Origin of the sequence: Curtobacterium sp. MCLR17_007 (genome assembly GCF_003234655.2) — a bacterium.
GTDB lineage: Bacteria > Actinomycetota > Actinomycetes > Actinomycetales > Microbacteriaceae > Curtobacterium.
Genome location: NZ_CP126271.1, coordinates 2642685 through 2663529, shown reverse-complemented (window position 1 = coordinate 2663529; position 20845 = coordinate 2642685). Strand labels below are relative to the sequence as shown.

Sequence of the window (20845 nt, the reverse complement as noted above, 5' to 3'; positions counted from 1 at the left end):
AACGAACCACGACTCCCATGCCCGAAGCAGCACCGTCGGACGCCGCGCCGTCGACCACCGTCCCGTCGGGCATCACCGACGCCTACAAGTCGGCGTTCCGCGGGCACCCCGCCGGCGTCGCGGTGATCACCGCCGAGGGACCCGACGGCCCGACCGGCCTCACCGCATCGAGCGTGGCCAGCGTCGCGATCGACCCGCCGGTCCTCGTGTTCTCGCTGTCGACGAACTCCGGATCGGCCGGCACGATCCTCGGAGCCCCGCTGTTCGTCGTCCACCTGATGGACGCGCACGGGGTCGCGCTCGCGAAGCGCTTCGCCAGCACGGGCAGCCCCGCCGCTGACGACCCGGTGTGGGGCACCCTGCCGTCGGGGGACCGCTACCTGCCCTCCGCCGCGTCGGTGCTGCGGTGCCGCCCCCTGTCGACGACGCCCATCGGCGGTTCGACCGTGGTCGTCGCCGAGGTCCTGGACATCGTCCTCGGGGCCGACCGGGGCGAGCCGCTGGTCTACCACAACCGGGAATTCCACTCCCTCACTGATCGTTCCCGGCTCTCGTGAGCTGCGGAGCACCATCCGCCAACCACTGATCGAAAGGAACTCACATGGCTGAGTACACCCTGCCGGAGCTGCCGTACGACTACGCCGCACTCGAGCCGCACATCAGCGGCAAGATCATGCAGCTGCACCACGACAAGCACCACCAGACCTACGTGACGGGTGCGAACACCGCGCTCCAGCAGCTCGCCGAGGCCCGTGAGTCGGGCAACCTGGCGAACGTGAACAAGCTCGAGAAGGACCTCGCGTTCAACCTCGGCGGTCACGTCAACCACTCGATCTTCTGGACCAACCTCGGCCCGGACACGAAGGTCCCGGAGGGTGAGCTCGCCGCTGCGATCGACGAGTTCTTCGGCTCGTTCGAGAAGTTCCAGGCCCAGTTCACCGCCGTCGCCACGGGCATCCAGGGCTCCGGCTGGAGTGTCCTCGCCTGGGACACCGTCGGCCAGAAGCTCACCACGTTCCAGCTGTTCGACCAGCAGGCCAACGTGCCGTTCGGCCTGGTGCCGGTCTTCATGCTCGACATGTGGGAGCACGCCTTCTACCTCGACTACCTCAACGTCAAGGCGGACTACGTCAAGGCCGTGTGGAACATCGTCGACTGGGAGAACGTCGCGGCGCGCTTCGCGAACGCGAAGTCGCAGCAGTTCGTCACGCTCTGAGCGTGACCGCCTGAACGACGGGAGGCCCGGTGCCAGCTGGCACCGGGCCTCCCGTCGTTCGTCGGTGCCGTCCAGGTCGGCGGTCAGCCCGCCGGGACGCGCGCGTCACTCGTCAGCCCGCGTGCGACGGCCCGCAGCCGTGTGTCGACGTCGGTGTGTCCGTCGTCGACGATGTGGCTCCACTGCGCCCCGCGCGCTCCGGACACCACGGCCCGCGCCGTCGTGGCCGCGGTGTCGGCCGTGTGACCGTGCGCGGTGCACCAGGCGGACACAGCGTCGACGAGCGCCTGGTGGGAACGGTGTTCGTGCGTGCGACCAGCGAGCGACTCGACCGCCCCGAGCTCGAACGTCAGACGTGCGGCGAGGGCACGGTCGGGGTCGTCGAGCCCACCGAACCGCGCCACGAGCCAGTCGGCGAGCCCTGTGGCGTCCGTCGCGGGGTCGAGCGGCTGATCGGCTGCCGGCGCCAGGTGATCGACGACGGCGTCGATGAGGGCGTCCCGTGAGCCGAAGTGGTAGACGATCGGGTACGCGCTGGTGCCCAGGACGCGACCGAGACTCCGGACCGAGACGTCCGCGGTCGGGGTGTCGCGCAGGTGCTGGGCGACCTTCTCGACGATCGCGGGCTTCAGGGTCGGGTCTGGCTTGCGGGGCATTGGCGTCTCCGGCGGTGCGGGTGTGCTGCGGTCGCGGCGGGAAGTGTCCGCGGCGGGCCGCTGGGTGCGGTCACGAGCATGCTACCGCTGAAATGTCTCGTATCGACAGTGGAGCCCCCGGCACGTGGATCTGAAGGACCGTCCAGGTCGACACCCAGAAAAGCGGAGTATTGCTCGCTTACCTCTAGGCTCTGTGTGATGACCACCCTCCCCGAGCGTCCTGTGCCCCCGCCACGTCCCGGAGGCACCGTCGGCGGACGGTCGGTGGGTGGGCGCCGTCGTGGGGCAGGGAAGCGCTTCCTGGTGGTCGGTGACGTCCTGGACGGCGTGATCGTACACACCCGGGCACAGGCGACCGGCGACCACGACGCGACCGCGGAGATCCGCCACCGTCCGGCGGGCGCGGCCGGCAACACGGCGACCTGGCTCGGGTGGCTCGGCGCCGACGTCGACCTGGTGGGCCGCGTCGGGGTCGACGACGTCTACCGGCACGAGCGGGCGCTCGAGGACGCGGGCGTCCGACCGCACATCCGGTACGACGCCCGGACGTCGACCGGCGCCGTCGTCTCGGTGCGCAGCGACTTCGGACGGACCTCGATGTCCGACGGCGGCGCGAGCGCGGTCCTGAGTGCCGACGACGTGCCCTCGGACCTCGCCGGCCGCGCCGACATCGTGCACCTCACCGGGGAGGCGATGCTCGGCGCCGGGGGAGCGGACCGGGTGGCTGCCCTGGTCGAGCGCGCCCGGACGGGCGCCGCACGGGTCTCGCTCGATCCGTCGTCGGTCGGGGTGGTGCGTGCGATCGGCGCCGCTGACCTGCTGGGGGCCCTCGACGGCGTCGACGTGCTCCTGCCCGGGCGTGCCGAGGCGGCGGCGCTCAGCGGGACGACGGACATGGACGAGGCGGCGCGCATCCTCACGGAGACCGTGCCGCTCGTGCTCGTCACGCTCGGGGCCGACGGCGTGCTGCTCGGGCGACGAGGACGCGCCCAGCAACGGGTCCCGGCGACGCCGGCGACGGTCGTCGACACCCTGGGTGCCGGAGACGCGTTCGCCGCGGGGTTCATCCGCGCGTGGGCCACCGACCAGGTGCGCGTCGGGTCCGCCGCGCGCGAGGGGACCAGGGTCGCCGCACGCGCCCTGGGGTTCGTCGGCGGGCGCCCGCCGGTCTGACCCGGACGCTGGACGTCAGCGGTCGCGCTCCACCGGTTCCGCGACCACGAGCAGCGTCTGGACCAGCCCCGAGGCGAGGGGCGCGAGCCGGATCTCGACCCGGAGTCGGCCGGCCGTGCCGGGGAGCCACCAGCGCAGGTGCGTCGGGGCCGACGAGGACTCGCCGACGGGGTCCGCGTGCACGTCGGCACCGACCGCGGCCACGGCACGCAGGGCGGCCGAACGGCGCCGGTCCCAGGGCACGTCCATCGGGACGTTCGGCGAGCAGATCGCCTGTGCGACGGGGTCGTGGGTACGGTCGGGCACCGCCGGGTGCTGCGTCTCCGTGTCGGTGCTCGTCGTGTCGGTGCTCGTCGTGTCGGGCGCTGGCGTGCCGGTGCTCGTCGTGTCGGGCCCTGTCGTGTCGGGCGCTGCCGTCCACGCGGCGAGGAGGTGCGTCACCGCTGCCTGAGCGGCGCGCGTGGCGGGCAGCACCGCGGGCGGGGTCGCACCGGGCGGGGTCGTACCGGGCGGCCGGGTCGCCTCGGAGGGTCGGACGACCGGTGGCTCGATGCCGAGCAGCAGGTCGTGCGCCGTCTCGGTCGGGACCGACACCTTGGCCTGCGTGGCGTTCTCGAACGCGACGACCCCGAGGCCGGTGTGGACCGACCATCGCATGTGCGCGGAGAACCCGGGGTACCCGCCGGAGTGCGACACGATCGGTCCGACCGCGTCGTCCTGTTCGACGAACAGCCCGAAGCCGTAGCCGATCGGGCGACGGGCACTCGGGATCGCCGGCCCGGGGATGACGCGCATGGCCTGCTGCATCGTCCGACGGTCGGCGGGGGAGACCGGCCCGGGCTCGGCAGAGCCGTCCGGGTCGACCACCGACGCGAACGCCGACGACAGGTGGCGCGCCCAGCGGGACAGGTTCGTCACGGTGGAGAACAGCCCGCCGATCGGTGAGAAGGCGCCGGGGCCGCTGAGGGGCAGCGCTTCCCATGCGTCGTCGTGGCGGCGGGCGCCGGTGACGACGAGGCCGCGGGCGTCGGCCGCCGCGAACACGGTGTCGTCGAGACCGAGTGGGCGCAGAACGACCTGGGACGCCACCTCGGTGAAGGGGCGGCCCGCGACGACCTGGACCGCACGACCGAGCAGCGCGTACCCGAGGTTCGAGTAGGCGAACCCGGTGCCGGGCACGCTGTCGAACAGCAGCCCCTCGCGCAGCACGGCGTCGAGCTCGGCGTCGGTGATCGACTCCTGCCGGTCGCCCCAGGGGTCGTCGGTCGGGAACCCGGCCGACATGGTCAGCAGCATGCGGAGCGTCGGGACGGCCGAGTCGGCGGTGGGCAGGGTGACGTCCGCGAAGGCCGGGACGAAGTCGGTGATCGGCGCGTCGAGCGAGACTCGGCCGTCGGCGACGAGTGACAGGAGCGTCGCCGCGGTGACGCTCTTCGTGCAGGACGCGATCCGGTAGACCGTGTCCGCGTCCGGTGGCGCGCCGTCACCACGGTCACCGTGACCGCCGGTCGCGACGAGGCCGTTGCGGTCGAACACACCCCAGACGGAACTCGGAGCGATGCCCTGGTCGACCCGATCGCGGAACAGCCCGTCGATCCGGTCGATCGCCGCCGCGGTGGCACCGGTCATGCGCGGCGCATCCGGTCGTACGCGTCGAGGGCACGCTGCCGGGTCTCGCGCAGGTCGAGCATCGGCTCCGGGCGTTCCTCGTCGGCGGGGACCCAGCGCCGCACGTACTCGCGGTGCTTGTCGAACCGCTCGAGCTGCCGGTCCGGGTTGAACACCCGGAAGTACGGCGCCGCGTCGAAGCCGGAGCCCGCGACCCACTGCCAGTTGCCGGCGTTGTTGGCGGGGTCGGCGTCCACCAGCGTGTCCCAGAACCACTGTTCGCCGATGCGCCAGTCGACGAGCATGTTCTTCACGAGGAAGCTCGCCGTGGCCAGGCGCACGCGGTTGTGCATCGCGCCCGAGCTCCACAGCTCGCGCATGCCGGCGTCGACCAGGTCGAACCCGGTGGCGCCGTGGTACCAGCGCTGGAGTTCGTCCTCGGGGGCGTCGCGCCACGGGAACGCGTCGAACTCGCGCCGGACGTTCACCGTGGCGAGCTGCTCGCAGTGGAAGTACTCGTGCCAGTTGAACTCGCGCCAGGCGAGCTGCCGCAGGAACGCCGGCGCCTGCTGGCGCTGGTGCGGCTCGAGTTTGCCGTGCAGCCGGTGCCACACCTGGTACGGGCTGATCTCGCCCCAGCGCAGATGTGGGGACAGGTCGCTCGTCGCGGCCATGGCGGGTTCGTCGCGCTGGTCGTAGTCCTCGAGCGCGTGCTCGACGAAGTCCTCGAGCAGCTTGGCCGCACCGTGCTCGCCCGGCGTCCACGCGTCACGCAGCCCACCGGCCCAGTCCGGGGAGGTCGGCAGGAGCGCCCAGTCGGCGAGGTCGTCCCCGGTGGCGGACGACGGGTCGGGCAGCGTGCGCGGCTTCGGGAGGGGGTGCCGGGGCTCGGGCATCGACTGGGCCGCACGCCAGAACGGCGTGAAGACCTTGTAGGCCTCGCCCGAGCCGTTCAGCACGGTCCACGGTTCCCAGAGCAGCGACGCCGCGAAGCTGTGTGCAGCGATGCCACGGTCGGTCAGTGCGGCCTTGATGCCGGCGTCGATCTCGCGCTCGACCGGGCCGTACCGACGGTTCCAGTAGACGCCGTCCGCTCCGGTGTCGGCGACGAGCTGGTCGATGACGTCGGCCGCGGCGCCCCGGCGGAGCACCAGTCGGGACCCGCGCTGCCGCAGGTCGGCGTCGAGCGACGTCAGCGACTGGTGCAGCCACCACTTCGCCGCACCGCCGAGCGGACGGATCCCCTCGCTCTGGTCGTCGAGGACGTGGACCACGGTCAGGTCACCGCCGTGGTCGATGCCCGCGCGGAGTGCGGGGTTGTCAGCGAGCCGCAGGTCGTCGCGCAGCCAGACGATCGCGCCGGTCATGCCGTCGCCACGTCGGTCAGGGGCGCGCCGCCGCGTCGGGCGGGGACCGGGTCGGAGGTCGCCGTGCGGAGCTTGGTGCAGAGGTCGGTGAGGGTGCGGAGTTCGGCATCCGTCAGGCCGGCGCTGACCTGGGCGGCGATGCTGGCGGCGTGCTGCACGGCGACCGCGCGGTAGACGTCGAAACCGTGGGACGTGAGGGCGACGATCACCCCGCGGGCGTCGGTCGGGTCGGGCTGCTTCTCGACGATGCCGCGCGACGCGAGCCGGTCGACCAGCCGGCTGACGCTCGGCTGGGTCAGGAGCAGGTGCCCCGTCAGGTCCCGCATGCGGGCACGTCGGCCGGGCTGCGTGGAGAGGTTGAAGCAGACGTCGTACTCGTTGAACGAGATCTCGCCGCCCGGGAACTCGTTGTTGAGGTTCCGCATGACGCTCACCTGCGCCCGGAAGAGGGCTTCCCAGGCGGCGACGGCGGTCGACCTGTCGTTCACGGTGGTACTCCCTCTGGTCCGGTGGTCCTCCACACTACCGACGGGGGCAGACACTCGGATCGCGGAGGGCCCCGGACGGACGAAGGCCGGTCGCCCTGGTGGACGACCGGCCTTCTCCCTTGCACCAAGAGTGTCCTGCAATCACATTCCGCAGGCGGAGCCACAGCAAACCCCGACTGCTGCTGACGACTGTATAACGAAGGGGTAACGGGCGCCACCATCCGACGGCTTCGTTCGCTGCGAGTTCACCAAGAGGCGGCCCAGATGCCGCACCGAGGGTCAGAACAGGTCGGGCGACGGTGTCGATGCGTAGCGGACGGCGACGTCGGCGTGCCGGTCGAAGCGGTAGCCGACACCCCGGACGGTGCGCACGATCTCCTCGAAGGCGCCGAGCTTCGAACGGAGTCGCCGGACGTGCACGTCGATGGTGCGCTCGTTCGGCGTCTCGTCCTCGTCGTCCGACCACAGGCCGTCGATGATCGCCGAGCGGTCGACGGTGCGGCCCTCGCGCAGGACGAGGAACTGCAGGAGCTCGAACTCCTTGTACGTCAGGGGAGCGGCCTCGCCGTCAAGCGTGACGCGCTTCCGGGAGATGTCGATGACGACACCGGTCTCCTCGGGTTCGGTCTTCTCGGCCTGCTTCCGCGCGGCGACCGCGGACCGGTCCTGCAGTGCGAGGCGCACCACGTCGACGTCGCGCCCGCCGGAGTCCTCGGCGGCCACGGCCACGGCGGCGTACGTCTCGGCGGTCGGGACGAGCTGCGCGGTCAGGGCCTTCAGCTGCTCGACGACGGCGGCCAGGGTCGTGCCAGCAGCGGCGGCCGCTGCCTCGTCGATGCCGACGTACAGGGCGAATCCGCGTGCCTCGGTGCCCTCGGGGAGCGACCGGTTGCGCTGCGGTGCGACGACGGGGCTGGTCGGCAGTGTGGTGCGCGCGGGCTGGATCGGCGTGCGCCGGGTCCGGATGGGCGCCACGGAGCCCAGGTCGAGCGGCGCGGGGGCGGCGGCGGTGCGGGGCTGGGCGATGGTGAGCGACATGGTGGTTCTCCGGGCGGTGTGGCCGGTGCTCGCGAGGAGCGGGGCGGCCGGTGTCGAATGCGTCAGCCCGGGTGCGGTTCGTGCGGTCGGCGACCTGCGGGTGTGCAGGGGAGCCGACCTGCCCGGCGGTCCGACGTCGGACCGGGGCTGACCCGGGGGAGCGGTCGACGACCTCGTGACACGCCGTGCGCGTCGTCGGGGGTCGTCACCGTGGGGATCAGGCGCTCGCGACCGGGGTGGTGTCGCGGCGGATCCGGCTGGAACGGGTGCCGGTCAGGCACACATTCGACAACGCATGACGGCCGCCGCCGACATCATCGTGCCGACGGTCCGCACTGCCCCGGTGGAGGGGCACGCCTCGGAGAGGACGCGGGACACGGTTGCAGTCATGTCGATGAGTATCAGCGGTATACCAAGCGGCTGTCAACCGTCCGCCCGGACGGTCCGCCGACGGTGGGCGCTACTCGGCCAGTCCGTACAGACGGTCGCCCGCGTCCCCGAGACCCGGGACGATGTAGCCGTTCTCGTCCAGCCGCTCGTCGAGGGCACCCAGCACGATGGTGACATCACGGTCGCCGACTGCCGCCTCGACGGCCTTGAGCCCCTCAGGCGCACCGAGGATGCACACGCAGGTGACGTCGACGGCGCCGCGGTCGAACAGGAAGTCGATCGCCGCTGCCAGGGTGCCACCGGTCGCCAGCATCGGGTCGAGCACGAAGCACTGCCGGTTCGACAGGTCGTCCGGAAGGCGCTCGGCGTAGGTCTGCGGCTCGAGGGTCTCCTCGTTGCGGGCCATGCCGAGGAACCCGACCTCGGCCGTGGGCACGAGCTTGACCATGCCCTCGAGCATGCCGAGTCCCGCACGCAGGATGGGGACCACCAGCGGACGCGGCTTGGCGATCGCGACGCCCATGGTCTGCGCGACCGGCGTGGAGATCGGCGTGGCCGTGACGCGCACGTTGCGCGTGGCCTCGTAAGCCAGCAACGTGACGAGTTCCTCGGTCAGCGCGCGGAACGTGGGTGAGGGAGTGGTCCGGTCGCGGAGCACCGAGAGCTTGTGGGTGATGAGCGGGTGGTCGGCGACGTGGACTCGCATAGGGTCGAGCGTACCGTGCCGCGTGCCGACGGACGGCCGTGCCCAGGACCGAGCAGCGCAGGAGGACCCGTGGACGACCCCGCAGCCCGGCCGTGGCGCTCCGCCATGGAACGGGCCCTCACCGAGGCCCGGGCGTGCCTGGCGACGGGGGACGTCCCGGTGGGAGCGGTCGTGGTCGACGAGCACGGCACGGTCGTCGCGACGGGGCGGAACGAGCGCGAGGCCACGCAGGACCCCACGGCGCACGCCGAGGTCCTGGCACTCCGTGCCGCCGCCGCGTCGGTGGGCGACTGGCACCTCGACCGGCACACCCTGGTCGTCACGCTCGAGCCCTGCGTCATGTGTGCGGGCGCGATCCTGGCCGCTCGCGTCCCGCGCATCGTGTTCGGCGCCTGGGACCCGAAGGCGGGGGCGTCCGGCAGCGTCCACGACATCGCCCGCGACCGACGGCTGCCGCACCGGTCCGAGGTCGTCGCAGGCGTGCTCGAGGAACAGTGCGCCGCCCTGCTGGACGCGTTCTTCGCCGACCGACGCTGACCTGCCGACCGACGGTGACGCACCGACGGTGACGGACCGACGCTGACGCGCCGACCGCTAGTCCGCCGCGCGGATCACGATCGCCTCGGTCGGCGGCCGCGGCCCCGTCCGCAGGACGTCCGGCTCGACGTAGATGACCCGCGCCACCGGCACGGCCCGCCGCACCCGCTGCTCGACCGCGTCGATCCCCGCGGCGACGTCACCGAGCCGACGGTCACCGTCGACCGCCACCTTCACCCCGACCATGAGTTCGTCGGGGCCGAGGTAGAGCGTCTTGATGTGGATGATCGACTCGATCTCCGGGCCGTCGAGCAGTGCCGCCTTGATCGCGGCGACGTCGGCGGCGCTGGCACCCTCGCCGACGAGCAGGCTCTTCGTCTCGACACCGAGCACGAGCGCCACGGCGATGAGCAGGACGGCGATCAGCACCGTGCCGATGGCGTCGAACACCCCGTTGCCGGTGAGCGCGGTCAACCCCACGCCGAACAGGGCGAACACCAGACCCGTCAGGGCCGCGGTGTCCTCGAGCATCACCACGGGCAGCTCGGGGGCCTTCGCGCGGCGGACGTACTGCACCCACGACATCGAGCCCTTGTGCGGTGCCGCTTCCTTCAGCGCCGTGCGGAGCGAGAAGCCCTCGAGCCCGATGGCGATGACGAGCACGAGCATGGGCAGCCACCAGTTGTCGAGCGGGTGCGGGTCGGCGAACTTCTCGATGCCCTCGTAGAGCGAGAACACCCCGCCGACCGAGAACAGCACGATCGACACGACGAAGGCGTACACGTAGCGCTCGCGCCCGTACCCGAACGGGTGTTCCTCGTCGGCGGCACGTCGGGCGCGTCGGCCACCGAGCAGCAGCAGGAGCTGGTTCGCCGAGTCCGCGAGCGAGTGCACGCCCTCGGCGAGCATCGACGCGGAGCCGCTGATCGCCGCCGCGATGAACTTGACGACCGCGATGCCGACGTTCGCGCCGAGTGCGGCGAAGATGGCCCGGTTGCCTCCGGAAGCGCTCACTGTGACCCCTGTTCTGCTGACCTGCTGCACGATCCTACGGGGAGGCTGCTCGGTAGGGTCGGGCCATGACGATCGAACTGCCCCGCACCGCGCTGCTCGGTGTCGGCTCCATGTCCGGCGCGGTCCTGGACGGTCTGCTCGCCGCCGGACTGGACCCGGCGACCGTGGTCCTGACGACGAAGTCCGAGGCGTCAGCCGCCGCCCATCGCGAACGCGGCCTCGGCGCGCACGCCAGCGACACCGATGCCGACGCCAACCGCGCGGCCGTCCGCGGCGCTGGCATCGTGGTGCTCGGCGTGAAGCCGTTCGGTGTGGGCGACCTGCTCGACGAGGTCGCCCCCGACCTGGCTCCGGGCACCGTGGTGGTCAGCGTCGCGGTCGGTGTGACGACCGCGGCGATGCAGGCCCGCGTCCCCGACGGTGTCCGCGTCGTCCGCGCGCTGCCGAACACGCCGATCGGCGTCGGTCACGGGGTCACCGGGGTCAGCGGCGGGACGTCGGCCGACGCCGACGCCGTCGCGCTCGCGTCGCGCCTGTTCGACGTCTCCGGCTCGGTGATCGAGGTCCCCGAGGACCGACTCGACGCGCTCTCCGCGGTCTCCGGGTCCGGTCCGGCGTACGTCTTCCTGCTCATCGAGGAGTGGCAGCGCGCTGCGGAGTCGCTCGGCTTCACGCACGACCAGGCCGAGACGATGGTGCAGGGCACCGTGCGGGGCGCGGTCGAGCTCCTCGCGCGCTCCGGCCGGGAGCCGTCGGACCTGCGGCGCGCGGTCACGAGCCCGAAGGGCACGACCGAGCGCGCGGTCGCCGTGCTCCAGCAGGCCGACCTGGCGGACACACTCCGGCGCGCCGCCGACGCGGCGATCGCGCGTGCCGAGGAGTTGTCGCGGCTCTAGTCGCAACCGAACGGCGGACGGGAGGCCCGGGGCCAGCTGGCACCGGGCCTCCCGTCCGCCTGTGGTCTACTCCAGGGCGGCGAAGCGCTCCAGCGCCGTCGTCGAGCCGGACACGATGATGACGTCGTGCTCACCGATGACGCTCTCCGGGGTGGCGGGCACGAAGGCCTCGCCCGGGGGCTTGATGCCGAGGACGGTCAGCCCGAAGCGGGTGCGGATCGCCGTGGTGCCGAGGTCCTTGCCCCGCACCGAGCGTGGCGGGAACATCTTCACGACGGCGAAGTCGTCGTCGAACTCGATGAAGTCGAGCATCCGACCCGACACCAGGTGCGCGGTGCGCTCGCCGGCCTCGCGCTCCGGGTAGACGACGTGGTTCGCGCCGATGCGCGACAGGATCGTGCCGTGCGAGCGGCTGATCGCCTTCGCCCAGATCTGCGGGATGCCGAGGTCGACCAGGTTCGCCGTGATCAGGACGCTGGACTCGAGGTCGCTGCCCGTGCCGACCACCGCGATCGGGAAGTCCTGCGCGCCGATCTGCCGCAGGGCGTCGATGTCGGTCGCGTCGGCCTGCACCGCGTGCGTGACCCGGTCGGACCACTTCTGCACGAGCCCCGGGTCGGTGTCGACGACCAGGACCTCACGGTCCTGGCGCTCGAGCTGCCCGGCGGTGGCGGCGCCGAACCGGCCGAGACCGATGACGAGCACCGGGGCGTCGTGGCTGACGGCACCGAGCGGGTGTTGCGGACGGGTTCGGTCAGCCAACGATCGGCCTCTCCTCGGGACGGCGGAACAGTTGCCGGCTCTGGCTGGCGGCCAGCGCGGCGGCGATGGTCACTGTACCGACACGGCCCAGGAACATCGTCGCGGCGAGGACGTACTTGCCCGACTCCGGCAGGTCGGCGCTCACCCCCGACGACAGGCCGCAGGTCGCGAAGGCGGAGATGACCTCGAACAGCACGCGGTCGAGCGACTCGTGGGTGATCTGGAGCAGGACGACGGTGGCGACGGCGACGATCGTGGCACCCCAGAGCACGACCGCGACGGCCACGCGAAGCACGTCGCTCGGGATGCGTCGACCGAAGGCCTCCATGCTGCGACGACCGCGGGCCTCGGCGACCGCGGCCAGGAACAGCACCGCGAGCGTCGTGACCTTGATGCCGCCAGCGGTGGACGCGGAGCCGCCGCCGATGAACATGAGCATGTCGGTGACGAGCAGGCTCGATCCGTTGAGCTGGTCGAAGTCGACGAGCGAGAAGCCGCCCGACCGGGTCATCGTCGACAGGAAGAGCGCCTGGAACGCGGTGCGGCCGGCGCCCTCCTGCCCGAACGTGCTCGGGTTCGAGGCCTCGAGCGCGATGTAGACGGCCGCGCCGCCGAGCAGCAGCACCCCGCTCGTCACCAGGGTGAGCTTGACGTGGATGGGCCACCGTCGCGGCGTCCGGAGCTGCTTCGTGAGGGCGCGGATCACCGGGAAGCCGATCGACCCCGCGACCACGCCGACCATGAGCAGCGACAGGAACCAGTAGTCGTGGGCGAACGGCTCGAGCCCCGTCGCGTTCGGTGCGAACCCGGTGTTCGTGAAGGCCATCGCGGCGTAGTAGAAGGAGTCCCCGACGGCGGTCCAGAACGGCATGCCGGCGATGAGCACCGACGGCAGCAGCAGGAGCCCCAGGACGATCTCGATCGACAGGGTGCTGATCGCGACCGTCGCGAGCAGGGTGCCGACCTCGCCGAGCCGCACGGCCTGTCCCTCGGGGACCGCGCCGTGGTGGGTGCGGAGCGGGTTCGAGTCCCCGGCGGCCATGAGCTTCGCGCGCAGGCCGAGCTTGCGCGTGACGAACAGCCCGAGGATCGACGCGAAGGTCAGCACGCCGACGGCACCGATCTGCGTGCCGATGACCACCAGGGTCTTGCCGAACACCGACCAGTGCGTCGCCATGTCGACGGTGGACAGGCCGGTGACGCACACGACCGACGCGGCGGTGAACAGCGCGTCGGCGAAGTGGGTCGACGAGCCGTCCGCGGCCGCGATCGGGGTCATGAACAGGCTCGTGAAGACGAAGATCAGCGCGACGAACACCACGATCGCCAGACGTGACGGCGACGACCGGAGCGCGGTGCCCAGCTGGCTGGGACGACGACGGGTCGCGCCCACCGCGCGGGTCGGCGGCTCCGTGCGGTCGAGCATCGTATGCCTCCGAGGACATGGGCGGGACGCCTCGCATGGTACATCGCGCAGCACGGCGGTTAGCCTTGCCGCATGGCCGACATCTTCAGCGTGGTCGCGGACCCGACGCGGCGCGAGCTCCTCGGCGCGCTCCTCACCGCGTACGGCTCGGACGCCACCGGCGGGGAACTGAGCGTCGGCCAGCTCGTCGAGAAGCTCGGGGTCAGTCAGCCCACGGTGTCGAAGCACCTGCGTGTGCTCCGTGACATCGGGCTCGTCACCTCCCGCGAGGAAGGGCAGCACCGCTTCTACCGTCTCGACCCGGAGCCGCTGCTGCACATCGAGGAGTGGGTCGTGCCGTTCACCGGCGCGGTCGACGCCGACGGCACGCCGGCGACCACCGCCTGGACCCCGGACGGGCAGCCCGTGTCGGTGCGCCGGAACGGGGTGGCGGGCAAGGCCACGGTCGAGGTCGGCACCGAACTCGGGCGCGTCATGGCCGAGGCGTCGTACCGTGCGACGGCGGCGTTCTCGGGTGCGCAGCAGGGCTGGGAGCGGGTCGTGGACCGGTCCCGTCGACGCTTCACCAAGCGCCCCGACCAGGACTGACCGAGAACGCTGGACACCGGGCCGCAGACGCCCCTACAGTTGCCAGTGACCACTCAGGTCACACCAATCATCCGCGTCCGGGAATGAGCCGATCGGCCCCGGCGCAGCCTTCCGGAGGCGGACCATGAACGGCACTTTCGACGACGTGCGCTTCCTGACCGTCGCTGAGGTCGCCGAGATGATGCGCGTCTCGAAGATGACCGTCTACCGCATGGTCCACGCGGGGGAGCTCCCCGCGATCCGCTTCGGCCGGTCCTTCCGCGTGCCCGAGTCGGCCGTCGCCGAGGTCCTGCGCGGCGGCATCGCCGACGTCGGCTGAGACGGTCCGGCACCCGCGGCGCACCGGCCCGTTCGACATCGGAGCACCGCTCCGGTAGCATCGGGGAGGTTGATTTTCCGCGGCTTCATCGGCCCGGTGTCCGTACATCAGCATCAGTCCGAGCGAGGTCCACATGGGTTCTGTCATCAAGAAGCGTCGCAAGCGCATGGCGAAGAAGAAGCACCGCAAGCTCCTTCGCAAGACGCGCCACCAGCGTCGCAACAAGAAGTAGGTCGCAAGACCGTCGTCGAAGCCCCGGTTCGCCGGGGCTTTTGCGTTCCCGGGCCACGGGCCTGGCTACGCTGGGAGCATGCCCGCCGTGACGCTCCTGACCAAGCCCGGATGCCACCTCTGCGACGACGCCCGACCCATCGTCGAACGGGTCGTCGCCGCGCACCCCGGCGTCACCCTGACCGAGCGGTCGATCCTCGACGACGACGCGCTCCGGCTCGAGTACGCCGAGGACATCCCGGTCGTGCTCGTCGACGGCAGGGTCCACAGCAACTGGCACGTCGACGCCGACCGGCTGTCGCGTGCGATCGAGAAGGCCGAGGCCACCGCATGATCAACCACGTCGTCTCCTGGGGGCTCCGTCCAGAGCTCGACCGGGCCGCCACGATCGAACGGATCCGGACGCTCCTGACCGGGCTGGTCGGCGTCGTGCCGTCCATCCGCATGCTGCGGGTCGTCGACAACGTCGCCTACCCCGAGAAGAACCACGACGTCGCCGTCGTCGCGACGTTCGACGACCTCGCCGGGCTCGACGAGTACCAGGTGCACCCGCAGCACCAGGCCGCCGCCGCCGAGATCCGCGAGCTCGTCACGAGCCGCGCCGCCATCGACTGGCAGGACTGAGCCGGGCCTCCGGTCCGGGGCGCGTGCGCGCGCGCGTACGGCTGCGCGTGCGCTGGCGCCGTCGCGTGCGCCTGCGCCGCGCTGGTGCGCATCGGCGGCGCACGACGAAAGCCGGCTCGAACCACGGAAGTCCGTGGTTCGAGCCGGCTTTGGTTGTGCGGGTGGCGGGTGCGGCTCGCGCCGCCCCCGCGCGCCGTCTACGGGGTCAGGCGCGTCGGGCCGCGGAACAGGTACGTGACCTCGCGGATCGAGGGCTCGCCGAGCATGAGCATCAGCACGCGCGCCAGGCCCATGCCGAAGCCACCGTGCGGCGGCACGCCGTAGCGGAAGAAGTCCAGGTACCAGCCCAGCTCGGCCGGGTCCAGGCCCTTCTCCTCGGCCTGGGCGGTGAGGACGTCGACGCGGTGCTCGCGCTGGGCGCCCGTGGAGATCTCGGCGCCGTTGAACAGCAGGTCGTAGCTGTTCGTGAGCGTCGGGTCGTCGGCGTGGCGCATGTGGTAGTACGGCCGGATCGAGGCGTCGTAGTCCGTGACGAACACGAACTCCGAACCGTGGTGCTCCTTGGCCCAGGCGGACACGCGGCGCTCGCCCTCGGGGTCCAGGTCGCCGTCGGCCCGGACGACGTCGTGGCCGCTGTCGGCGACGATCGTGCGGGCCTCGGCCAGGGTCACCCGGGGGAACGGCGTGGTGGGGACCTGCAGCTCGAAGCCGAAGACCTCCTCGATGTCCTTGCCGTACTTCTCCTTGACCGCGGTGATGCCCGCCACCAGCACCTCTTCGTGCATCGCCATGACGTCCTCGTGGGACTCGATCCACGAGAACTCGGCGTCGACACTGGTGAACTCGGTCGCGTGGCGGCTGGTGAACGACGGGTCGGCGCGGAACGCGTCGGCGATCTCGAACACGGCACCGAACCCGGCCGGCTGGGCCATCTGCTTGAAGTTCTGCGGCGACTGCGCCAGGTAGGCGGTGGTCTCGAAGTACTCCAGCTGGAAGAGCTCGGCGCGGGACTCGGACGCCGACGCCATCAGCTTGGGGGTGTGGATCTCGATGTAGTCGCGCTCGACCCAGTAGGTGCGGAACGCGTGCTCGAGGGTCGTCTGGATGCGGAAGATCAGGTTCTGCTTGCGGTTGCGCAGGTCGATGAAGCGCCAGTCGAGCCGCTTGTCGAGCGAGGAGTCGTCGGCGATCGGGGTCTCCGGGATCGCCGCGCTGACGACGGTCAGCTCGCCGACCTTGACCTCGAGTCCACCGAGCTTGACGCGCTCGTCGTGCTTGAGCGTGCCCGTCACGTGGATGAAGGAGCCGTGCGCCAGGCCCGAGATCGACTCGGTCGTGGCCAGGGCAGCCGCGGATGCGTCGTCGCCCTCGGTCGCCTCGCGGGTCGCCGGGTTGACCAGCTGGACGGCGCCGGTCTCGTCGCGGAGCACGACGAACTGCACCTTCTTCTGATCACGGACCGTCTCGACCCATCCGGCCACGGAGACGGGACCGTCGGGGAGAGCGGCGAGGTCGCTGATGCGGGTGCGTTCGATCACGGTCGTCGAGTCTATCCGGCTCCGCTTCCTGCACAGGCCGGTTGCGGTTCGCAGTTGTCCACAGACCCGGTCGGGAGGCCCGGATCGCCGTCCGGGGAACCGTAGCGTTCCGGGGGTGGCCGGGTCGCGAGCGGGGGACTCGCGGCCCGGTCCGCCAGGGCTGGTCCGTCCACCCGGCAGTGGCTGGCTGTCAGGGGCTGGCCCGGCCGCCCGGCAGCGGCCGGCTCAGGGCAGCGAGGCGCGGAGAGTCCCGAGTGTGCCGATGAACTCCTCGGCCATGCCCGCGCGTTCGACGAGCTTCGCGTGACGGTCGCGGGCGTCCTGCAGGAAGGCGTCGAGCCGAGCGGCGCGAGCGGCCGTGTCCTCGGCGTCCGTACCGGGCAGGCCGTCCACGATGCTGAGCAGGTCGCCCATCTCGTCCAGCGAGAATCCGAGCGGCTTCATCCGGCGGATCACCAGCAGGCGCTCGAGGTCGCGCTCGGTGTAGACCCGGAAGCCGCCGGCGGTCCGCCCGCTCGGCACCAGCAGACCGACCTCGTCGTAGTGGCGGATCGTCCGCAGGGACATCCCCGCGCGGTCGGCGAGCTCACCGATGTGCATCGAGCCGGGATCGCGATCATCCGTCATGAGCCAACCCTACCCTCACGTGAGGGTAGGGTTGGCGGCGATGACCACCCTCACCTCGGCTCCCCCCGCCCAGAGCGTCCTGTCGGCCCTCCGCTCGCCGCGCATGCTGTCACGCGAGGTGCTCGCCGGTGTCGTGACCGCGCTCGCACTCATCCCCGAGGCGATCTCCTTCTCCGTCGTCGCCGGTGTCGACCCGGCGGTCGGCCTGTTCTCCAGCGTGGTCATCGCCGTCGTGATCGCCGTCGTCGGCGGGCGGCCCGCGATGGTCTCGGCAGCGGCCGGCTCGGTCGCGCTCGTCATCGCGCCGCTCGTCCGCGACCACGGCATCGCCTACCTGGTCCCGACGATCGTGCTCGGGGGCGTGATCCAGCTCGTGCTCGGGTTTCTCGGGGTCGCCCGGCTGATGCGGTTCATCCCGCGCAGCGTCAACGTCGCGTTCGTCAACGCCCTGGCCATCCTGATCTTCACCGCGCAGCTGCCGAACCTGTTCGGCCACGACGTCCCGTTCGTCGTCTGGCCCCTGACCGCCCTGGGCGTCGCGGTCATCGTCGGGTTCCCCTACCTGACCAAGGCCGTGCCGGCACCGCTCATCGCGGTCGTGGTCATCACCCTGATCACGGTCGTGTTCGGCGTCGCCGTGCCGACCGTCGGCGACGAGGGGGCGCTCCCCACGGCGTTGCCGGGGTTCAACGGCATCACGGTGCCGATCTCCTTCGACACCCTGACGATCATCGCGCCGTACGCGTTCGGCATGGCGATCGTCGGACTCATCGAGACGCTCCTGACGGCGCAGCTCGTCGACGCCCTGACGGACACCGGCTCGAGCAAGTGGCGCGAGTCGTGGGGCCAGGGCATCGCCAACATCGCCTCCGCGTTCTTCGGCGGCACGGGCGGCTGCGCGATGATCGGGCAGACGGTCATCAACGTGAAGACCGCCGGCGCCCGGACACGTATCTCGACGTTCGCCGCGGGTGCCTCGGTGCTCGTGCTGACGATCGTGCTCCACGACGTCGTCGCGCGGATCCCGATGGCCGCGCTCACGGCGGTCATGCTCATGGTCTGCGTCGCGACCTTCGACTGGCACAGCATCCGTCCCCGCACGCTCGGCCGGATGCCGCTCGGCGAGACGGCCGTCATGGTGATCACGGTCCTGGTGGTCGTCGTCACGGACAACCTCGCGACCGGCGTGCTCGTCGGCGTCGTGGTCGCCGCGCTCGTCTTCGCCCGTCGGGTTGCCCACGTGGTCGAGGTCGTCCGCGAACCGGTCGACGACGACACCGTGCGGTACCGGGTTCGTGGTGCGCTGTTCTTCGCGTCGTCGAACGACCTCGTCACGCGGTTCTCGTACGCCGAGGACCCGGCGAACGTGGTCATCGACATGTCCGACGCGCACGTGTTCGACGCCAGCACGGTCGCTGCACTCGACGGCGTCGAGCAGCGGTTCGCCAAGCACGGGACGCGGGTCGAGGTCGTGAACCTCAACACCGGGTCGGTGGCGCTGCACGGCCGGCTGTCCGGCCACCTCGGCTGAGCGGTCCCGAAGCCGCCAATCCGCTGTGTGGCCAGTGGGAACGGTCGCGCGACCTACACTGGAACCCATGCCGGCGACCCGAATCCACCTCGTCCGTCACGGCGAGGTCCACAACCCGGACCGCGTGTTGTACGGGCGTCTGCCGGGCTTCGGACTTAGCGAGCTCGGGCACCGGATGGCTGCCGCGTCCGCCACCGCGTGGAAGGACGCCGGCGTCGACGTCCGCCGCATCGTGGCCTCGCCGCTCCAGCGCACGCAGGAGTCCGCTGCACCATGGGCCGCCGCCTACGGGCTCGACGTCAGCCTCGACGAACGCCTGATCGAGCCGACCAACCGGTACGAGGGACAGCCTCCCGGGTTCACCAAGCGCTCCGTCCGGCGACCGGCCGAGTGGCCCTGGATCGCGAACCCGTGGCGACCCAGCTGGGGCGAGGCCTACGAGTCGATCGCCAACCGCATGCTGGCCGCTGTCGGCAGTGCGTGGGAGAGTGTCGACGAGGGCGACGTCGTCCTCGTGAGCCACCAGCTGCCGATCTGGATGGTCCACCGTCGTCTCGCGGGGGAGCCCCTGTGGCACGACCCGCGCCGACGCCGGTGCGACCTCTCCAGCATCACGACCCTCGAGCGCGTGCCCGCCACGTCCGGCGGCCGCTTCATCGAGGCCGGGTACGCGGACCCGGCGATGGAACTCCGCGAACGCGCCGTCGACGAAGGAGCAGTGTGACCAACCGCAGTGTCAGGAAGCGTGTCGTCGCGGTCGCGGCGACCGCCGTGGTCGCCGCCCTCGCGCTGACCGGGTGCTCCGGCGGCAGCGACTCGCTGTCGAAGCAGTACGGCAGTGGCACCACGCAGAACTACATCTCCGGCGACGGCGCGGTGACCGAGGTCGCGGCCGACAAGCGGACGGACACCGTCGACTTCACCGCGAAGGACACCGATGGCGGGACGCTGTCGGCGAAGGCGCTGCGCGGCAAGGTCGTCGTGCTGAACTTCTGGTACGCCAGCTGCCCGCCCTGCCGCGCCGAGGCGAAGTACCTCAACACCGTGCAGCAGAAGTACGCGGACAAGGACGTGCAGTTCATCGGCGTCAACGTGCGCGACCAGGCCGCCACCGCCGCGGCCTTTGAGCGCACCTTCGGGATCGACTACCCGACCGTGCTCGACGCCGACAAGGGCACGATGCAGCTCGCGCTGTCCGGGCAGATCGCGCCGAACGCCGTCCCCGCGACGATCGTCCTCGACACCAAGGGCCGCGTCGCCGCCCGCGTGCTCGGCGCGATCGACGGCACGAGCATCCTCGACACCCTGGTCAGCGACGAGCTCGACGGCAGCAAGGCGTCCTGACCCGTGGGCAGCAACCCCTTCTCCGACGCGATCCTCAGCGGACAGATGCTGGTGGCGCTGCCCGTGGCCCTGCTCGCGGGGCTCGTGTCGTTCCTCTCGCCGTGCGTCCTGCCGCTCGTCCCCGGGTACCTGGGGTACGTCAGCGGGATCGCCGACGCGGGGAACCGGGGTCGGGGTCGCGTGGTCCTCGGGGTGCTGCTCTTCGTGCTCGGCTTCACCGCCGTCTTCGTCGCCTACACGACCGTGTTCGGCGCGCTCGGCTTCTGGCTCGTCCGCTGGCGTGACGTGATCACCCAGGTCCTCGGCGTCGTCGTGATCCTGATGGGCCTGGTCTTCATCGGTCGCTTCACCGTCCTGCAGCGCACGCTCAAGCCGTCGTGGACCCCCGCGACCGGCCTGGTCGGTGCCCCGCTGCTCGGCATCGTGTTCGGCCTCGGCTGGACCCCGTGCCTCGGCCCGACCCTCGCCGCGATCAACCTGCTGAGCGTGCAGGCCGGCAGCGCCTGGCAGGGCATGTGGCTCGGCGTCGCCTACTGCCTGGGGCTCGGCATCCCGTTCCTGCTCGTCGCCCTCGGAGCCGGGTGGGCAGCCGGAGCGATCCGCGTCGTGAAGCGCCACATGCGCGTCGTCAACATCATCGGAGGAGCGATCCTGATCGTCATCGGTCTGCTCATGGTCACCGGCATCTGGTCGGCCGTCATGTCGAGCGTCGGGGCGGTGATCCAGAGCTATGTCCCGGCAGTCTGACACCGACGACAGCCGGCTC

The 20845-nt window shown here is 71.4% G+C and carries 25 protein-coding genes; 14 read left to right on the top strand and 11 right to left on the bottom strand.

The genetic code is table 11. The features are described from left to right. Positions 1-17 precede the first annotated feature (17 nt). Both DEJ13_RS12575 and DEJ13_RS12570 read left to right on the top strand, forming a co-directional pair. Positions 18-557, top strand: coding sequence for a flavin reductase family protein (locus tag DEJ13_RS12575; protein ID WP_056118997.1), 540 nt, complete (start codon positions 18-20; stop codon positions 555-557). A gap of 44 nt (positions 558-601) precedes the next feature. Further along, a complete protein-coding gene (locus tag DEJ13_RS12570; protein WP_111105620.1) occupies positions 602-1216 on the top strand; it encodes a superoxide dismutase in 615 nt (204 codons plus the stop codon). Positions 1217-1299: 83 nt separating this feature from the next. Here DEJ13_RS12570 and DEJ13_RS12565 read toward each other — a convergent pair whose 3' ends face one another. Next, on the bottom strand, positions 1300-1872 hold the full coding sequence (locus tag DEJ13_RS12565; protein WP_111105619.1) for a TetR/AcrR family transcriptional regulator: 573 nt from the start codon (positions 1870-1872) through the stop codon (positions 1300-1302). 198 nt (positions 1873-2070) lie between these two features. Between DEJ13_RS12565 and DEJ13_RS12560 the strand changes: the two genes are divergently transcribed. Beyond that, entirely contained in the window at positions 2071-3045 is a 975-nt protein-coding gene (locus DEJ13_RS12560) for a carbohydrate kinase family protein (protein WP_181436907.1), read from the top strand. A gap of 15 nt (positions 3046-3060) precedes the next feature. On the opposite strand, the gene DEJ13_RS12555 is transcribed toward DEJ13_RS12560, so the two are convergent. The 5 genes from DEJ13_RS12555 to upp all read right to left on the bottom strand — a co-directional run bounded on the left by DEJ13_RS12555 (position 3061) and on the right by upp (position 8642). Continuing rightward, positions 3061-4674, bottom strand: a complete 1614-nt coding sequence (locus DEJ13_RS12555) for a serine hydrolase domain-containing protein (RefSeq protein WP_111105617.1) — start codon at positions 4672-4674, stop codon at positions 3061-3063. After that, on the bottom strand, positions 4671-6020 hold the full coding sequence (locus DEJ13_RS12550) for a cryptochrome/photolyase family protein (protein WP_111105616.1): 1350 nt from the start codon (positions 6018-6020) through the stop codon (positions 4671-4673). The genes DEJ13_RS12555 and DEJ13_RS12550 overlap by 4 nt, the downstream gene beginning before the upstream one ends. Then, positions 6017-6508 carry a MarR family winged helix-turn-helix transcriptional regulator gene (locus tag DEJ13_RS12545; protein WP_220037533.1) on the bottom strand — a complete coding sequence of 164 codons (492 nt, stop codon included), beginning with the start codon at positions 6506-6508 and terminating at the stop codon, positions 6017-6019. Before DEJ13_RS12545 ends, DEJ13_RS12550 begins: the two co-directional genes overlap by 4 nt. A gap of 279 nt (positions 6509-6787) precedes the next feature. After that, positions 6788-7546, bottom strand: a complete 759-nt coding sequence (locus DEJ13_RS12540; RefSeq protein WP_181436906.1) for a winged helix-turn-helix domain-containing protein — start codon at positions 7544-7546, stop codon at positions 6788-6790. A gap of 460 nt (positions 7547-8006) precedes the next feature. Beyond that, positions 8007-8642 (bottom strand): uracil phosphoribosyltransferase, encoded by a 636-nt coding sequence (gene upp / locus DEJ13_RS12535; protein WP_056118978.1) that lies wholly within the window; start codon positions 8640-8642, stop codon positions 8007-8009. A gap of 105 nt (positions 8643-8747) precedes the next feature. Between upp and DEJ13_RS12530 the strand changes: the two genes are divergently transcribed. After that, complete coding sequence (locus DEJ13_RS12530; protein ID WP_111105615.1) at positions 8748-9179, top strand: nucleoside deaminase; 432 nt, start codon at positions 8748-8750, stop codon at positions 9177-9179. A gap of 57 nt (positions 9180-9236) precedes the next feature. Here DEJ13_RS12530 and DEJ13_RS12525 read toward each other — a convergent pair whose 3' ends face one another. Next, the gene (locus DEJ13_RS12525) at positions 9237-10193 is read right to left on the bottom strand and encodes a cation diffusion facilitator family transporter (RefSeq protein WP_111105614.1); all 957 of its coding nucleotides are present in this window, start codon (positions 10191-10193) and stop codon (positions 9237-9239) included. Between the two features lie 65 nt (positions 10194-10258). Between DEJ13_RS12525 and proC the strand changes: the two genes are divergently transcribed. After that, positions 10259-11089 (top strand): pyrroline-5-carboxylate reductase, encoded by an 831-nt coding sequence (proC, locus tag DEJ13_RS12520; RefSeq protein ID WP_111105613.1) that lies wholly within the window; start codon positions 10259-10261, stop codon positions 11087-11089. Positions 11090-11155: 66 nt separating this feature from the next. Here proC and DEJ13_RS12515 read toward each other — a convergent pair whose 3' ends face one another. Together DEJ13_RS12515 and DEJ13_RS12510 are read right to left on the bottom strand one after the other, a co-directional pair. Then, positions 11156-11851, bottom strand: coding sequence for a potassium channel family protein (locus tag DEJ13_RS12515; protein ID WP_181436905.1), 696 nt, complete (start codon positions 11849-11851; stop codon positions 11156-11158). After that, complete coding sequence (locus DEJ13_RS12510) at positions 11844-13277, bottom strand: TrkH family potassium uptake protein (RefSeq protein ID WP_111105612.1); 1434 nt, start codon at positions 13275-13277, stop codon at positions 11844-11846. The genes DEJ13_RS12515 and DEJ13_RS12510 overlap by 8 nt, the downstream gene beginning before the upstream one ends. Positions 13278-13349: 72 nt before the next feature. On the opposite strand from DEJ13_RS12510, the gene DEJ13_RS12505 reads away from it, so the two are divergent. The 5 genes from DEJ13_RS12505 to DEJ13_RS12485 all read left to right on the top strand — a co-directional run bounded on the left by DEJ13_RS12505 (position 13350) and on the right by DEJ13_RS12485 (position 15039). After that, a complete protein-coding gene (locus DEJ13_RS12505) occupies positions 13350-13865 on the top strand; it encodes an ArsR/SmtB family transcription factor (RefSeq protein ID WP_111105611.1) in 516 nt (171 codons plus the stop codon). A gap of 124 nt (positions 13866-13989) precedes the next feature. Then, positions 13990-14184, top strand: a complete 195-nt coding sequence (locus tag DEJ13_RS12500; RefSeq protein ID WP_056118956.1) for a helix-turn-helix domain-containing protein — start codon at positions 13990-13992, stop codon at positions 14182-14184. 133 nt (positions 14185-14317) lie between these two features. Then, positions 14318-14416, top strand: coding sequence for a 30S ribosomal protein bS22 (locus DEJ13_RS12495; protein ID WP_003792170.1), 99 nt, complete (start codon positions 14318-14320; stop codon positions 14414-14416). A gap of 78 nt (positions 14417-14494) precedes the next feature. Then, positions 14495-14749 (top strand): glutaredoxin family protein, encoded by a 255-nt coding sequence (locus DEJ13_RS12490; protein ID WP_056118954.1) that lies wholly within the window; start codon positions 14495-14497, stop codon positions 14747-14749. Beyond that, complete coding sequence (locus DEJ13_RS12485; protein ID WP_111105610.1) at positions 14746-15039, top strand: Dabb family protein; 294 nt, start codon at positions 14746-14748, stop codon at positions 15037-15039. The genes DEJ13_RS12490 and DEJ13_RS12485 overlap by 4 nt, the downstream gene beginning before the upstream one ends. Before the next feature lie 197 nt (positions 15040-15236). Here DEJ13_RS12485 and aspS read toward each other — a convergent pair whose 3' ends face one another. Both aspS and DEJ13_RS12475 read right to left on the bottom strand, forming a co-directional pair. Next, a complete protein-coding gene (gene aspS, locus DEJ13_RS12480; protein ID WP_111105609.1) occupies positions 15237-16577 on the bottom strand; it encodes an aspartate--tRNA(Asn) ligase in 1341 nt (446 codons plus the stop codon). A 225-nt stretch (positions 16578-16802) separates the two neighbouring features. After that, complete coding sequence (locus tag DEJ13_RS12475; protein ID WP_111105608.1) at positions 16803-17204, bottom strand: helix-turn-helix domain-containing protein; 402 nt, start codon at positions 17202-17204, stop codon at positions 16803-16805. 40 nt (positions 17205-17244) lie between these two features. On the opposite strand from DEJ13_RS12475, the gene DEJ13_RS12470 reads away from it, so the two are divergent. The 4 genes from DEJ13_RS12470 to DEJ13_RS12455 all read left to right on the top strand — a co-directional run bounded on the left by DEJ13_RS12470 (position 17245) and on the right by DEJ13_RS12455 (position 20826). Further along, positions 17245-18735, top strand: a complete 1491-nt coding sequence (locus tag DEJ13_RS12470; protein ID WP_056118944.1) for a SulP family inorganic anion transporter — start codon at positions 17245-17247, stop codon at positions 18733-18735. A 67-nt stretch (positions 18736-18802) separates the two neighbouring features. Continuing rightward, on the top strand, positions 18803-19459 hold the full coding sequence (locus DEJ13_RS12465) for a histidine phosphatase family protein (protein ID WP_111105607.1): 657 nt from the start codon (positions 18803-18805) through the stop codon (positions 19457-19459). Then, entirely contained in the window at positions 19456-20079 is a 624-nt protein-coding gene (locus tag DEJ13_RS12460) for a TlpA family protein disulfide reductase (RefSeq protein ID WP_111105606.1), read from the top strand. Before DEJ13_RS12465 ends, DEJ13_RS12460 begins: the two co-directional genes overlap by 4 nt. 45 nt (positions 20080-20124) lie before the next feature. Beyond that, positions 20125-20826 (top strand): cytochrome c biogenesis CcdA family protein, encoded by a 702-nt coding sequence (locus DEJ13_RS12455; RefSeq protein WP_056120115.1) that lies wholly within the window; start codon positions 20125-20127, stop codon positions 20824-20826. Positions 20827-20845 lie beyond the last annotated feature (19 nt).

Bases quoted from the DNA above. Each gene is read 5' to 3' on its own strand.
- DEJ13_RS12510 (WP_111105612.1), bottom strand. From the start codon at position 13,277: ATGCTCGACCGCACGGAGCCGCCGACCCGCGCGGTGGGCGCGACCCGT.
- upp (WP_056118978.1), bottom strand. From the start codon at position 8,642: ATGCGAGTCCACGTCGCCGACCACCCGCTCATCACCCACAAGCTCTCG.
- DEJ13_RS12505 (WP_111105611.1), top strand. From the start codon at position 13,350: ATGGCCGACATCTTCAGCGTGGTCGCGGACCCGACGCGGCGCGAGCTC.
- DEJ13_RS12550 (WP_111105616.1), bottom strand. From the start codon at position 6,020: ATGACCGGCGCGATCGTCTGGCTGCGCGACGACCTGCGGCTCGCTGAC.
- DEJ13_RS12530 (WP_111105615.1), top strand. From the start codon at position 8,748: ATGGAACGGGCCCTCACCGAGGCCCGGGCGTGCCTGGCGACGGGGGAC.
- DEJ13_RS12570 (WP_111105620.1), top strand. From the start codon at position 602: ATGGCTGAGTACACCCTGCCGGAGCTGCCGTACGACTACGCCGCACTC.
- DEJ13_RS12485 (WP_111105610.1), top strand. From the start codon at position 14,746: ATGATCAACCACGTCGTCTCCTGGGGGCTCCGTCCAGAGCTCGACCGG.
- DEJ13_RS12455 (WP_056120115.1), top strand. From the start codon at position 20,125: ATGCTGGTGGCGCTGCCCGTGGCCCTGCTCGCGGGGCTCGTGTCGTTC.
- DEJ13_RS12575 (WP_056118997.1), top strand. From the start codon at position 18: ATGCCCGAAGCAGCACCGTCGGACGCCGCGCCGTCGACCACCGTCCCG.
- DEJ13_RS12560 (WP_181436907.1), top strand. From the start codon at position 2,071: ATGACCACCCTCCCCGAGCGTCCTGTGCCCCCGCCACGTCCCGGAGGC.
- DEJ13_RS12555 (WP_111105617.1), bottom strand. From the start codon at position 4,674: ATGACCGGTGCCACCGCGGCGGCGATCGACCGGATCGACGGGCTGTTC.
- DEJ13_RS12495 (WP_003792170.1), top strand. From the start codon at position 14,318: ATGGGTTCTGTCATCAAGAAGCGTCGCAAGCGCATGGCGAAGAAGAAG.
- DEJ13_RS12470 (WP_056118944.1), top strand. From the start codon at position 17,245: ATGACCACCCTCACCTCGGCTCCCCCCGCCCAGAGCGTCCTGTCGGCC.
- DEJ13_RS12465 (WP_111105607.1), top strand. From the start codon at position 18,803: ATGCCGGCGACCCGAATCCACCTCGTCCGTCACGGCGAGGTCCACAAC.
- DEJ13_RS12490 (WP_056118954.1), top strand. From the start codon at position 14,495: ATGCCCGCCGTGACGCTCCTGACCAAGCCCGGATGCCACCTCTGCGAC.
- proC (WP_111105613.1), top strand. From the start codon at position 10,259: ATGACGATCGAACTGCCCCGCACCGCGCTGCTCGGTGTCGGCTCCATG.
- DEJ13_RS12500 (WP_056118956.1), top strand. From the start codon at position 13,990: ATGAACGGCACTTTCGACGACGTGCGCTTCCTGACCGTCGCTGAGGTC.
- DEJ13_RS12540 (WP_181436906.1), bottom strand. From the start codon at position 7,546: ATGTCGCTCACCATCGCCCAGCCCCGCACCGCCGCCGCCCCCGCGCCG.
- DEJ13_RS12565 (WP_111105619.1), bottom strand. From the start codon at position 1,872: ATGCCCCGCAAGCCAGACCCGACCCTGAAGCCCGCGATCGTCGAGAAG.
- DEJ13_RS12475 (WP_111105608.1), bottom strand. From the start codon at position 17,204: ATGACGGATGATCGCGATCCCGGCTCGATGCACATCGGTGAGCTCGCC.